This window comes from Dickeya poaceiphila (assembly GCF_007858975.2).
Lineage (GTDB): Bacteria > Pseudomonadota > Gammaproteobacteria > Enterobacterales > Enterobacteriaceae > Dickeya > Dickeya poaceiphila.
Genome location: NZ_CP042220.2, coordinates 575,925 through 589,559 on the forward strand (window position 1 = coordinate 575,925; position 13,635 = coordinate 589,559).

General features: G+C 54.2%; 13 protein-coding genes. 5 read left to right on the plus strand and 8 right to left on the minus strand.

The window, feature by feature from the left end; all coding sequences use genetic code 11:
* Positions 1–69: 69 nt before the first annotated feature.
* From ruvX to Dpoa569_RS02625, 8 genes are all read right to left on the minus strand, one after another.
* Positions 70–501, minus strand: coding sequence for a Holliday junction resolvase RuvX (gene ruvX / locus Dpoa569_RS02590; RefSeq protein WP_042872947.1), 432 nt, complete (start codon positions 499–501; stop codon positions 70–72).
* Entirely contained in the window at positions 501–1,064 is a 564-nt protein-coding gene (locus Dpoa569_RS02595; protein WP_042872945.1) for a YqgE/AlgH family protein, read from the minus strand. The genes ruvX and Dpoa569_RS02595 overlap by 1 nt, the downstream gene beginning before the upstream one ends.
* 102 nt (positions 1,065–1,166) lie before the next feature.
* Positions 1,167–2,120, minus strand: a complete 954-nt coding sequence (gene gshB / locus Dpoa569_RS02600) for a glutathione synthase (protein ID WP_042872944.1) — start codon at positions 2,118–2,120, stop codon at positions 1,167–1,169.
* 11 nt (positions 2,121–2,131) lie between these two features.
* A complete protein-coding gene (rsmE, locus tag Dpoa569_RS02605) occupies positions 2,132–2,866 on the minus strand; it encodes a 16S rRNA (uracil(1498)-N(3))-methyltransferase (RefSeq protein WP_042872942.1) in 735 nt (244 codons plus the stop codon).
* Positions 2,867–2,980: 114 nt separating this feature from the next.
* Positions 2,981–3,679, minus strand: a complete 699-nt coding sequence (gene endA / locus Dpoa569_RS02610; RefSeq protein WP_042872939.1) for a deoxyribonuclease I — start codon at positions 3,677–3,679, stop codon at positions 2,981–2,983.
* Positions 3,680–3,778: 99 nt separating this feature from the next.
* Positions 3,779–4,291: a SprT family zinc-dependent metalloprotease gene (locus Dpoa569_RS02615; protein WP_042872937.1), complete on the minus strand. Its 513-nt coding sequence runs from the start codon at positions 4,289–4,291 to the stop codon at positions 3,779–3,781.
* Positions 4,292–4,405: 114 nt separating this feature from the next.
* The gene (metK, locus tag Dpoa569_RS02620; RefSeq protein ID WP_042872935.1) at positions 4,406–5,560 is read right to left on the minus strand and encodes a methionine adenosyltransferase; all 1,155 of its coding nucleotides are present in this window, start codon (positions 5,558–5,560) and stop codon (positions 4,406–4,408) included.
* A gap of 78 nt (positions 5,561–5,638) precedes the next feature.
* Complete coding sequence (locus Dpoa569_RS02625; protein ID WP_042872933.1) at positions 5,639–5,977, minus strand: hypothetical protein; 339 nt, start codon at positions 5,975–5,977, stop codon at positions 5,639–5,641.
* Between the two features lie 176 nt (positions 5,978–6,153).
* Here Dpoa569_RS02625 and Dpoa569_RS02630 point away from each other — a divergent pair, with 176 nt between their 5' ends.
* The 5 genes from Dpoa569_RS02630 (at position 6,154) to epd (ending at position 13,598) form a co-directional block, all read left to right on the plus strand.
* Positions 6,154–6,312, plus strand: coding sequence for a hypothetical protein (locus tag Dpoa569_RS02630; protein ID WP_155683828.1), 159 nt, complete (start codon positions 6,154–6,156; stop codon positions 6,310–6,312).
* A complete protein-coding gene (gene speA, locus Dpoa569_RS02635) occupies positions 6,305–8,281 on the plus strand; it encodes a biosynthetic arginine decarboxylase (protein ID WP_042872930.1) in 1,977 nt (658 codons plus the stop codon). The genes Dpoa569_RS02630 and speA overlap by 8 nt, the downstream gene beginning before the upstream one ends.
* A gap of 349 nt (positions 8,282–8,630) precedes the next feature.
* Entirely contained in the window at positions 8,631–9,824 is a 1,194-nt protein-coding gene (gene tsgA, locus Dpoa569_RS02640) for an MFS transporter TsgA (RefSeq protein ID WP_042872928.1), read from the plus strand.
* A 423-nt stretch (positions 9,825–10,247) separates the two neighbouring features.
* Positions 10,248–12,242, plus strand: coding sequence for a transketolase (gene tkt, locus Dpoa569_RS02645; RefSeq protein ID WP_042872926.1), 1,995 nt, complete (start codon positions 10,248–10,250; stop codon positions 12,240–12,242).
* 339 nt (positions 12,243–12,581) lie between these two features.
* Positions 12,582–13,598: an erythrose-4-phosphate dehydrogenase gene (gene epd, locus Dpoa569_RS02650; RefSeq protein ID WP_042872923.1), complete on the plus strand. Its 1,017-nt coding sequence runs from the start codon at positions 12,582–12,584 to the stop codon at positions 13,596–13,598.
* Positions 13,599–13,635: the final 37 nt, after the last annotated feature.

Sequence of the window (13,635 nt, forward strand, 5' to 3'; positions counted from 1 at the left end):
TGCCATCATATTCAGGCCCGCTTATGCGGGCCTGAGTCGTTTATGGTATCGGTAGTCAATACGCCGGATTTATTCGGGCCGGGCTAGCTGCTGTTCGAACCAACTTTCCAGGATAATGACGGCGGAAGCGGCGTCTACGCTCCCTTTGTCGAGTGCCCGGAACCCGCCGCGTTCAAACAGGTCCGCGCGTGCCTCCACGGTGCTGAGCCGCTCGTCGTGCAACTCAACGTTGACGCCGAAGCGGCCATGCAAACGCTGAGAGAATTTGCGTGCGCGTGTGGTTAGCGGTTGCTCGGTGCCGTCCATGTTGAGCGGCAGGCCAACGATAACCAGTGCGGGTTGCCACTCCTTGAGCAGTTTTTCCACTTTCTGCCAGTCGGGTACGCCGTCCTGCGCTTTTAGCGACGTCAGTGGGCGGGCGGTGCCGGTGATCTCCTGACCGATAGCGACGCCAATGCTGCGGGTGCCGAAGTCGAAAGCCAGTAAAGTCCGATTTCCCATCAGGCGTGCCCTGCTTCGGCGGCGATATTATGAATATCTACGCCCAGTTTTTTGGCGGCGGCGCGCCAGCGTTCGGCAATCGGCGTGTGGAACAACAAATTATGGTCCGCCTGTACCGTCAGCCAGGCATTTTCCAGCAGTTCGTTTTCCAACTGACCACTTTCCCACGCAGAATAGCCCAACGCGACCAGCGTATTACGTGGTTGGTCCGGCGTTCCCAACGTTTCCAGCACATCTTTTGACGTGGTTATCATGGTTTCATCGGAGATACTGATGCTGGACGCGAAGCCAGAGCGCGGCGTATGCAGGATAAAACCACGATCATCGGCCAGCGGACCACCGGAAAAGACCGGTTTATCAAGGCGAATCGCCGTATCCCGCGGGTTAGGCGTGATTTTCAGTTTCTTGAGAATATTTTCTACAGTGAACTGCTCCATGGGTTTGTTGATGATAAGGCCCATCGCGCCGTCTTCATTGTGTTCGCAGATGTAAATCACTGTCCGCCTGAACACGGAGTCCTGCAGAGAGGGCATCGCAATCAGAAAATGGTGCTGTAAATTCATCGTCTTTATTATCGCTTCTCTGTCGGATTGAATATTTCCGGTTCACTGGAGCGCCGTGAACCGGGCAGGGCTATATCAGCGACCAGGATAGTCCATATTTTGTTAACGTTGAGCCAGGCGGCGTTCAATCGCGTCCATTAGCATACCGGTAATAGAGACATCCGGATAAGCGGACTCGATTTCACGCACGCAGGTTGGGCTGGTGACGTTGATTTCGGTCAGGCGGTCGCCAATGATGTCCAGACCAACGAAGATCAACCCTTTCTGTTTCAACACCGGCGCTACGGTACGGGCAATCTGCCAGTCGCTTTCACTCAGTGGGCGCGCTTCGCCACGGCCACCCGCCGCCAGATTCCCACGGGTTTCGCCGCTTTTCGGAATCCGCGCCAGACAGTAAGGCACCGGCTCGCCGTCCACCACCAGTACGCGCTTATCACCGTCTTTGATGGCAGGCAGGTAGTTTTGCGCCATGCAATAACGGCTGCCGTGTTCGGTCAGCGTTTCGATGATGACGGATACGTTCGCGTCTTCCGGTTTCAGGCGGAAAATCGATGCGCCGCCCATGCCGTCGAGCGGCTTGAGGATCACGTCGCTGTGTTGTTGATGGAACGCTCGCAGCCGCTCAGCATTACGGGTTACCAGCGTATCTGGCGTCAGTTGCGGGAACCAGGCGGTAAACAGTTTCTCGTTGCAGTCGCGCAGGCTCTGCGGTTTATTGACGATGAGCGTCCCTTTTTCTTCTGCCCGTTCCAGAATATAGGTAGCGTAGATGAATTCGGTGTCGAATGGCGGATCTTTACGCATCAGCACCACATCCAATTCATGCAGAGCGATGTCCTGCGTGGTGTCGACGTCGTACCAACGGTTGTAGTCGTACTGAACGCTCAACGTACGTGTTGTGGCGCGTGCTTCACCTAAATGCAGATAGAGATCGCCCATTTCCATATAGTGCAGTTCCCAGCCACGGCGCTGGGCTTCCTGCAACATCGCAAAGCTGGTGTCTTTCTTGATATTGATGGACGAAATCGGGTCCATCACGATACCGAGTTTAATCATTATTATCTCCTTTACCCCAGATCGCCGAATCGTACCTGCAGTGCAGTGATTGCGGTGAGCGCGGTGGTTTCTGTACGCAGAACGCGAGGCCCCAGCAGGATATCAGTAAAGCCCTGGGTTGCGGTCATGGCGATTTCGTCTGCCGACAATCCGCCTTCCGGGCCAATCAACAACCGGATGCGCGATACCGGCAGCGGCAACGTGTTGATGCTTTGCGACGCTCGCGGATGCAGGTTCAGTTTTAACCCATTGTCTGGTTCTGCGCACCAGCTTTCCAGTGTTTGGAGGGGGCGAATTTCCGGCACGCGATTTCTGCCGCACTGTTCGCAGGCCGCAATGGCGATCTTCTGCCACTGCGCGATTTTCTTCTCCAGCCGTTCGCCATCCAGTTTGACGCCGCAGCGCTCGGATAACAGCGGGGTGATGACGTTGACCCCCAGCTCGATGGATTTTTGGATAGTAAACTCCATTTTCTCGCCGCGCGACATTACCTGGCCAAGATGAAGGTGCAACGGTGACTCCCGGTTTTCAGTTTGCCCGGCAGCGTAGCGGACCCGTACGCTTTTTTTCCCTGCCTGCACAATCTCGGCGTCAAATACCTGATTGCTGCCGTCGAACAGTTGCAGCGGCTGGCCGGCGTTCATGCGGAGCACCCGGCCCACATGGTTGGCGGCGTCTTCGCTCAGGTCCGTCTCACCCCCCAGCAGGGCAAGCGTATCGGGATGAAAAATGCGCGGTATTCGCATGAATAATCTGGCCTTAGGTGGTTGTAGTCAAAGAAGCGAAAGCCACCGTGCGGCGACGGTAGCGACAGCGGCAATCATTATATAAGAGACAAGCCGTTATAGTAGGGAGCGGCGTCAGGGCTGGCAAGCCTGTTGCACGTAGGGGTTATGGTTGCCTTGTACGGCGGCGATACGTTTTTCACGGGTACATTCCCATGCGGTGACCGGGTACTGCTTGTCCCAGACATCAAACAACTGGGTTTGCTGGCGGGACAGGTTCAGGTGATAACGGTCGCGCATGTAAAAGTAGGTACGGGCGATAGCACCGCGGGCGCGTTCGGGCGGCTCTGCCAGCTGGTTTTTAAAATCAATCTTCATCTCGCACTGGCCGTACTGATGTTCGCCGCCATTCCACTGGCTATACATGAAATTGCCGCGATCACCATTCACTTCACCAATAGACGGTTGCAGGTTGTGCAGATCGGTTTCCATCTGACGATAAACGTCGTCTTTGGTGCAGTTCTTGCGGCCTCCATCCTGCCAGCACTGGCGCTGGTTGCCGAATTGCCACGCGGGTACCACATGTTCCCATTCGATACGGCTGGCGCGGTTGGCATCTTTGCGAACCTGATAGCCGCAGGAGTCCAGGTCCGGCGTCCCTTTTTTGCCCTGCCAGTTGATCTTGCAGCCGCAATAAAAGGAACCGGGCGCATCCTGATGGATTTTTGCCGCGGCGGCCTTGGCTTGCGTAAAGTTGTTGATGTTCTGACCAGCAGCGGCCAGCGTCGTCAGGCCCGTGCCCAACACCGCGAAAATGACAACATTGCGAAGCATATTCCAGAATCACCCACAGGGTTGAAAAAGGGCAGCGTACCTGAAGCGCACCATGTAGGCAAACGCAAAAAAATCAGCATGAAACGCTGGTTTTTTGATTTAAACAGAATTTGTTACGATGGCGTGTAACCGTTCGCCGCAAGAGCGACAACGGTACTCCGATTCGCCCCGGACAACCCGGTTATGTCGGCGCAGCGTGAGTTCATGGCGGCGGCAGGCGCACTGATAAGGGAAGGTTTTGCCTTGCACTGAGGCGAGTGCAAACTGGTGAGTACGGCGGGCGGGCACGTTCAGCACGCTTTCCATCATCCAGCGCCACTCCCGGCCATGCGGCGCGGTTTTACCAAAGTGGGCGTAGACCAGCAGATGTGCCAGTTCATGCGGGACGACTTCATCAATAAACGCCTGCTGGTTTTCCAGCAACAATACCGGGTTAAGGCGGATTTCCCACTCTTTCAGCCAGGCGCTGCCAGCAGTGGAGCCGCGTTGCTGGTAGTTGATGGCAGGTTCGGGATAATCGCCGCCCAATGCGGTATTGGCCTGTTGAAGTTTGTCCCGCAGACAGCGCATCACCGCTTGCTGCAGGGCGATAGGGAGTCGGGGTGTGTTCATGCTGGCAGCTTACGTTCTGGGTGAATGGGATGCAATATCGCCCGTTGCAGGTCCGGTAATAAAAAAACGGCGAAGCAGACGCTTCGCCGTTTAGCATGACAGTAATGCAGGCGATTATTTCAGGCCGGCAGCATCACGTAGTTTTTCTGCCACGTCGGTTTTTTCCCACGGGAATTCTGCACGACCAAAGTGACCGTAAGCGGCAGTTTGCTGGTAAATCGGGTGCAGCAGGTCCAGCATCTGGATCAAACCGTACGGGCGGAGATCGAAGAACTGGCGCACCAGATCGACCAGACGATCACTGGAGACTTTCTCCGTCCCAAACGTTTCCACCATGATTGAGGTCGGTTCCGCCACGCCGATAGCGTAGGACACCTGGATCTCACAGCGATCCGCCAGTCCGGCTGCCACGATATTTTTCGCCACATAACGGGCGGCGTAGGCTGCGGAACGGTCCACTTTGGACGGATCTTTACCGGAGAATGCCCCACCGCCGTGACGCGCTGCGCCGCCGTAGGTATCGACAATGATTTTACGACCGGTCAGGCCGCAATCGCCCATTGGACCGCCGATAACAAAACGGCCAGTCGGGTTGATGAAATATTTGGTATTGGCGGAGAGCCATTCAGACGGCAGGACCGGCTTGATGATCTCCTCCATCACCGCTTCCTGCAGGTCTTTCTGAGAGATGGACTCTGAATGCTGGGTAGACAGTACAACAGCATCGATGCCGACGATGCTGCCGTTGTCATACGCGAAGGTCACCTGGCTCTTGGCGTCCGGGCGCAACCACGGCAGGGTGCCGTTTTTGCGCACTTCAGACTGACGTTGCACCAGACGGTGTGCGTACGTGATAGGCGCAGGCATCAGCACGTCGGTTTCGTTAGTAGCGTAACCGAACATCAGGCCCTGATCGCCAGCACCTTGCTCCAGCGGATCTTTACGATCAACGCCCTGATTAATGTCTGGAGACTGCTTGCCGATGGCGCTCAGTACGGCGCAGGAGTTGGCGTCAAAGCCCATTTCGGAGTTGACGTAACCAATTTCGCGGACGGTGCGGCGCGTGATCTCTTCGATATCCACCCAGGCGCTGGTGGTGATTTCGCCACCAACTAACACCATACCGGTTTTTACGTAAGTTTCGCAGGCAACTCGCGCTTTGGGGTCCTGCTCCAGAATCGCGTCAAGGACGGCGTCGGAAATCTGGTCAGCGATTTTATCAGGATGTCCTTCGGAGACCGACTCGGACGTAAAAAGGTGTTTAGCCATGAGTTTCTTTACCTTATAAGCTAAAGCCGTTAAGCAATTTATCAGTTAACCGGTATAGATGGATTAACATCTGGACGTCTATTCTAGGTCACACTGTAGCCCCATGCCAGCAGTTTTTATGAAAATGGTAGCTTTTTTTACCATTTTCATTTTGCTTTTCCGGGTATGGATAGGTATAAACGGCGGGCGGTTTTGTTGTCCGTTTTTCGGGTGATTTCGACCGGTGACGCAACGCTTATCCGGTGAGGGTTCGTGGGCGCTGGCGATTGATTTTTTCCCGATACTGTTTGACCGTTTTCCTGATGGTTTTTCGTGATAGCCTGACCGCACATCTGCGGCGAGCGTGGAGGTGATAGGATTAATGATCCGTTGTTTATTGAGTGAGCCGCGCCCGCTGCGCTCTTTTTCTGACGCCATCGCGTCACTGACTCAATCCTTTCTGCCATTTGCCCGAAGTTGCCTGTCCCGCAGCGCAACGCAGGACTCCAGAGCTGGCTAACCTGCTTTTTTCTCCGTGCCAGTAAATGCGTTTGCGTTATTTCTGGCGGTGTTTTCTCTGGTTTTCACCGACCCGAACCTCGGAGTCCGACATCGTGTTTTACACTAATAAGAGTCATAAAACGACGGCATACTACTGTCCGTCGGTTTTTTCACTGCCATCGTTGCACGCTTTTGCCGCACCGCTGGTATTTGTTGCGGGAAAAAATGTGATTATTCATCAAGAAGTGGAAGAAGGGGATCGCCATGTCTGACGATATGATTCAACCGTACTCGTCAGCGGCGGGTAAACACGATCATCTGCGCTCCATGCAGGAGGTAGCCATGAATGACCGCGACGCCAGCGAGATGCTGAGAACCTATAACATTGCCTGGTGGGGTAATAATTATTACGACGTCAACGAACTGGGCCATATCAGCGTGTGCCCGGACCCGGACGTGCCGGAAGCCCGCGTTGACCTCGCCAAGCTGGTTAAAGCCCGTCAGCAGGACAACCAGCGCCTGCCTGCGTTGTTCTGCTTCCCGCAGATTCTGCAGCACCGCCTGCGCTCCATCAATGCGGCGTTCAAGCGCGCACGTGAGTCCTTTGGTTACGAAGGCGGTTATTTTCTGGTTTATCCCATCAAAGTTAACCAGCACCGCCGCGTAATTGAGGCGCTGATCAATTCCGGCGAACCGCTGGGGCTGGAAGCCGGTTCCAAAGCCGAACTGATGGCAGTGCTGGGCCACGCTGGTATGACCCGCTCCGTGATCGTCTGCAATGGCTATAAAGACCGCGAATACATCCGTCTGGCGTTAATCGGCGAAAAGCTGGGCCATAAGGTGTATCTGGTTATTGAGAAGATGTCGGAAATCAATTTGGTGCTGGAAGAGGCCGAACGATTGAATGTCGTGCCGCGTTTGGGTGTGCGTGCGCGTCTGGCATCGCAGGGTTCCGGCAAATGGCAGTCGAGCGGCGGCGAGAAATCCAAATTCGGTCTGGCGGCGACGCAGGTGTTGCAACTGGTAGAACTGCTGCGCAAGGCCAATCGTCTCGATAGCCTGCAACTGTTGCATTTCCACCTGGGGTCGCAACTGGCGAATATCCGCGATATCGCCACCGGCGTACGTGAATCCGCGCGTTTCTACGTCGAGCTGCATAAGCTCGGCGTCAACATCCAGTGTTTTGACGTGGGCGGCGGGTTGGGCGTCGATTATGAAGGCACCCGTTCACAGTCGGACTGTTCGGTCAACTACGGCCTGAACGAATACGCTAATAATGTTATCTGGGGTATCGGCGATGCCTGTAATGAATACGGTTTGCCGCATCCGACAGTGATCACCGAATCCGGGCGTGCGGTTACCGCGCATCACACGGTGCTGGTATCCAACATCATCGGGGTGGAACGCAACGAATTCAGCGACCCGACCGCACCGGATGAAGATGCGCCGCGTGCGCTGGAAAGCTTGTGGAGCACCTGGCAGGACATTCATGAGCCGGGTAACCGCCGTTCGCTGCGTGAATGGCTGCACGATAGCCAGATGGACCTGAATGATATCCACACGCAATACACCCACGGTATGCTGGATTTGACCCAGCGGGCGCAGGCGGAGCAGCTGTATCTGAACATCTGTCAGCGCCTTCAGCAGCAGCTTGACCCCAGTAACCGCGCCCATCGACCGATTATCGATGAACTTCAGGAACGTATGGCGGATAAGCTGTATGTTAACTTCTCGTTGTTCCAGTCGATGCCGGATGCTTGGGGGATCGATCAACTGTTCCCGGTATTGCCGCTGGAAGGGCTGGATAAGCCGCCGCAGCGTCGTGCGGTGCTGCTGGATATCACCTGCGATTCTGATGGTGCCATCGATCACTATGTGGACGGCGACGGTGTTGCCACGACCATGCCGATGCCGCCGTACGACCCGGAAAATCCGCCGTTGCTGGGGTTCTTCATGGTTGGCGCGTATCAGGAAATTCTTGGCAATATGCACAACCTGTTTGGCGATACGTCTACGGTGGATGTTTTTGTGTTCCAGGACGGCACCGTCGAGCTGGAAGAGTCGGATGAAGGCAACACCGTGGCTGACATGCTGGAATACGTGCAGCTTGACCCGCATGTGCTGATGTCTCGTTTTCGTGATCAGGTGAAGGAAACCGATCTGGCTTTGGAACTGCAAGCGCAATTCCTTGAGGAGTTTGAAACCGGCTTATACGGTTATACTTATCTGGAAGACGAATAATATTCGTTATGGAAAGATTGAGTGCTGTTGAGGGACTCAATCTTTTTCTTTTCCAGGCATGGCAACATACCTGCCCTTGGAGAGCACTGCGGAATCAGGATATCTGGTTAATCTGTCGTTGCGTATGTGTGACCCATAAACACGTTGATAATAACGTTATGGCGCAATGTTTATATCGGGAACGGTATATACCCTAAATAATTCGAGTTGCAGGAAGGCGGCAAGTGAGTGAATCCCGATGAACTTACTCAGGTAAGTGATTCGGGTGAGCGAGTGCAGCCAATGCACCTGCAACCTGAAGTATGACGGGTTAAGGTTGCGTTTTTTATATTTATGACAGGAAGGATATATGTCTGATCTCAATCGTCAGCGGCTGTTTTTTACCAGTTGCTTTTCCTATGCGTTGACCGGTGCGCTGGTTATCGTGACCGGTATGGTCATGGGGGATATCGCGCAATATTTCAATGTCCCGATTGCCAATATGAGCAATACCTTTACGTTCTTGAACGCCGGTATTTTGCTGTCCATTTTTTTGAATGTGTGGCTGATGGATATTTTCCCGCTGAAAAAACAGCTGGTCTTCGGTTTTATTCTGATTGTGCTGTCGATTATCGGGTTGTTTGTCGGTAAATCACTGGCCGTCTTTTCCGCCTGCATGTTTACGTTGGGCGTGGTCAGCGGCATCACTATGTCGATCGGCACGTTCCTGATTACACAACTCTATTCTGGCCGTCAGCGCGGCGCCCGCCTGCTGTTTACCGATTCGTTTTTCAGTATGGCCGGCATGATTTTCCCGATTGTGGCGGCGGCGTTATTGTCTCGCCATTTTGGCTGGTACTGGATTTATGCCTGCATTGGGTTGCTGTATGTGGCGATTCTGGTGTTAACGCTGTTGTCTGACTTTCCTGCCATCGGCACGGATAAAACCAGCGACCAGAACGCGCCTGTCGAGGCGGAAAAATGGGGCATGGGCGTGGTATTTCTGTCGATAGCCGCCTTGTGCTATATCCTGGGGCAACTGGCGTTTATTCAGTGGGTGCCGGAGTATGTGACCAAATCTTTTGGCATGAGCATCGGCGATGCTGGCGGGCTGGTCAGCAGCTTCTGGACCTCATATATGATTGGTATGTGGGTGTTTAGTGTTGTGCTCAAATTCTTTGATTTGCAGCGTGTTGTTACGGTACTGGCTATTCTGGCGACAGGAGCAATGTACCTGTTCGTGAGCAGCGATCAGCCCCAACTACTGAAATACTTTATCTTCGGCCTGGGTTTTATTTCCAGCGCTATCTACACTACGTTGATTACCCTGGGTTCCCAGCAGACCAAAGTGCCGTCGCCGAAACTGGTGAATTTCATTCTGACCTGCGGAACGGTTGGGACCATGCTGACCTTTATCGTCACCGGGCCTATTGTGCAGCACTTTGGCGTACATGCCGCACTGGTGACCGCCAACGGCCTGTACTTTGTGGTGTTCGTTATGTGCTTCCTGCTGGGGCTGGTGACGCGTCACCGTCTGCACGGGCATGAGGCTGCCGCGCATTAATCAGCGATGACTGGTGAATCAGCGATGATTTGCGGCAATCAATGATGTTAGAGGGGCATCCTGCGGGGTGCCCTTTTACATTATGGCTGCCTGTAGACGAGTATATTGACGGAGTGAGGCGATGCCTGGCGTGAATCACCAATTTCCCTTTTCGTTGTGGTGGAAAATGGCGGCTGTAAACAGGTAAAGCTGCTACATCGTGTGAGCTGGGGCAGATAAAACCGTCCTGATGAAGAAAAAAGCCTGCTATCCGGCCTGCATGTTAGCAGGTTAGTACGTCTTTTCCGCTTGCTGTTCCATGTGCAATCGGCTGGGTTTTCATGTACATTTGTAAACATCTTTTCTTTGCCTTTTTGAGCTAACGCATTGATTAATATGTTTTATGTTCGGCAGGCAACTATTCAATCCGATCTGGAGTAAAGCATGTCCTCTCGTAAAGAACTTGCCAATGCTATCCGTGCGTTGAGTATGGATGGCGTGCAGAAGGCCAAATCTGGTCACCCTGGCGCACCGATGGGTATGGCGGATATCGCTGAAGTGTTGTGGCGTGACCATCTGAATCACAACCCGGCTAACCCGAACTGGGCCAACCGCGACCGTTTTGTGCTGTCCAACGGTCATGCATCCATGCTGATTTACAGCCTGCTGCACCTGACTGGTTATGATTTGCCGATTGAAGAACTGAAAAATTTCCGTCAGTTGCATTCCAAAACGCCGGGTCACCCGGAAGTGGGCTATACGCCGGGCGTAGAAACGACCACTGGTCCGCTGGGCCAGGGGATCGCCAACGCGGTGGGTATGGCGATTGCTGAACGTACGCTGGCGGCGCAATTTAACCGTCCGGGGCACAACATCGTTGACCACCACACTTACGTATTCCTGGGTGATGGTTGCATGATGGAAGGGATCTCACATGAGGTCTGTTCACTGGCGGGTACCCTGAAACTGGGTAAACTGATCGCGTTCTACGATGATAACGGCATCTCTATCGACGGTCACATTGAAGGCTGGTTTACTGATGACACCGCTGCCCGTTTTGAGTCCTACGGCTGGCACGTGATTCGTGGCATTGATGGTCATGATGCTGATGCCATCCAGCGCGCCATCAAAGAAGCGCAGAGCGTCACCGACAAACCGTCGCTGCTGCTGTGCAAAACCGTGATCGGTTTCGGTTCGCCGAACAAAGCCGGTACCCATGATTCCCACGGCGCACCGCTGGGCGATGCTGAAGTGGCTGCCACCCGCGAACAGTTGGGCTGGAAATATGGTCCATTCGACATCCCGGCTGATATCTATGCCGCCTGGGATGCCCGCCAGACTGGTCAGAGTAAAGAAGCGGCCTGGCAGCAGGCATTTAATGCTTACGCCAGCGCTTATCCTGAACTGGCTGGCGAATTCACCCGTCGCGTGAGCGGCGAGCTGCCGGCGAATTGGCAGGCAGAGTCGGCTAAGGTTATCGAACAGTTGCAGGCTAATCCGGCCAAGATCGCCAGCCGTAAAGCCTCGCAGAATGCGCTGGAAGCCTATGGCAAGCTGCTGCCGGAATTCCTGGGCGGTTCTGCCGACCTGGCGCCAAGTAACCTGACCATTTGGTCTGGCTCCAAAGCGCTGAATGAAGACCCGGCTGGCAACTACATCCACTACGGGGTGCGCGAATTCGGCATGACTGCCATCGCCAACGGTATCTCGCTGCATGGCGGCTTCGTACCATACACCGCCACCTTCCTGATGTTTGTCGAATATGCCCGTAACGCGGTGCGTATGGCGGCGTTGATGAAAGTGCGCAGCATCTATGTCTACACCCATGACTCCATCGGTCTGGGCGAAGATGGCCCGACTCATCAGCCGGTAGAACAACTGGCCAGCCTGCGCGTCACGCCGAACATGAGCACCTGGCGTCCGGCGGATCAGGTAGAAACCGCGGTAGCCTGGAAATACGCTATTGAACGTAAAGACGGCCCGACTGCGCTGATTCTGTCTCGTCAGAATCTGGCGCAGCAGGAGCGCACGGCTCAGCAGCTGGCCGATGTCGCCAAAGGCGCTTATGTGCTGAAGGACTGTGGCGGCCAGCCGCAGCTGATTTTTATCGCTACCGGTTCCGAAGTCGAACTGGCAGTTGCTGCCTGGCAGAGGCTGACCGATGAGGGCGTCAAAGCGCGCGTGGTGTCCATGCCGTCTACGGATGTATTCAACAAACAGGATGCAGCCTATCGTGAAGCGGTGTTGCCGTCTGCTGTCACTGCCCGCGTGGCTATCGAAGCCGGGATTGCTGACTACTGGTACAAGTATGTTGGCCTGAATGGCGCGATTGTGGGTATGGAAAGCTTCGGCGAATCTGCACCGGCGGAAAAACTGTTCGAGGTATTTGGCTTCACAACCGACAACGTGGTGGCGAAGGCAAAAGCGCTGCTGAAATAAGCAGAGCACGCTGTTAGCTATGTTTGTAAGGCTGGGATTGTCTCCCGGCCTTTTTTGATCCCGCTAGTTTGGGGTTAACACATGGGTTGAACAAACTGTGCGGTAATTATTTGACGCGGATCACTCTTCTGGCATCCACCCTGCCGCCATATTTCTTTTGCCTGGCAATTCGTTTATGCTAGCTGAAGCGTTTCAGTTGTTGGTGTGACGGCGTTTAGTCATCAAGCTCAAGCCAGAGTGGCGGTGCAACACACCGCGTATAACAAGCGGTTTATTCCTGACGACGTACTGATTATTCTATGATGCGCAGTGCTGTTATCACTCTACACAGGGAATTTCATGACAATCCGTATTGCGATAAATGGCTTTGGTCGCATAGGTCGTAGCGTATTGCGCGCGTTGTATGAGTCCGGTCGGCGAGCCGAAATTACGGTGGTGGCGATTAATGAGTTGGCCAACGCCGAAGGGATTGCTCATCTGCTCAAGTATGATAGTAGTCATGGTCGTTTTTCATGGGATGTGCGTCAGGAATGCGATCGTTTGTCGGTAGGGGATGACACTATCCGCTTGTTGCATGAACCGGATCTCCGCGCACTCCCGTGGGGAGAGCTTGGGGTTGATATCGTGCTGGATTGCAGCGGTGTGTACGGCAGTCGCGCCGATGGTGAAGCCCATTTGGCGGCGGGAGCGAAAAAAGTACTGTTCTCCCACCCCGGCGCGCCGGATCTTGACGCCACCATTGTGTACGGTGTGAATCATCAGGATCTGCAACGGGTTCACCGTTTGGTATCCAACGCCTCCTGCACCACCAACTGTATTATTCCGATTATCAAGCTGCTGGACGATGCCTACGGCATTGAGAGCGGCACCGTGACGACGATCCATGCATCGATGAACGACCAGCCGGTGATTGATGCTTATCATCACGATCTGCGACGCACGCGCGCAGCCAGTCAGTCGATAATCCCGGTGGATACCAAACTGGCGGTGGGCATTACCCGCTTCTTTCCGAAATTCGAAGACCGTTTTGAGGCGATTTCGGTGCGGGTACCAACCATCAATGTAACGGCCATTGATCTTAGCGTCAGTGTGCAAAATGCAGTAAATGTAAGTGAAATCAATACGCTGTTTCGCCAATCAGCGCAGAATACATTTCGTGGTATAGTTGACTATACCGATTTGCCGTTGGTTTCCGTGGATTTCAATCACGACCCGCATAGTGCGATAGTGGATGGGACACAAACCCGGGTCAGCGGAGGGCATCTGATCAAGACGTTGGTCTGGTGTGATAACGAATGGGGCTTTGCCAACCGGATGTTGGATACAACACGAGCGATGGCGGCCTGCGGTTTCTGATAGGCGGTGCCGGGAGACCGGCGCCTCACTCAAGCAA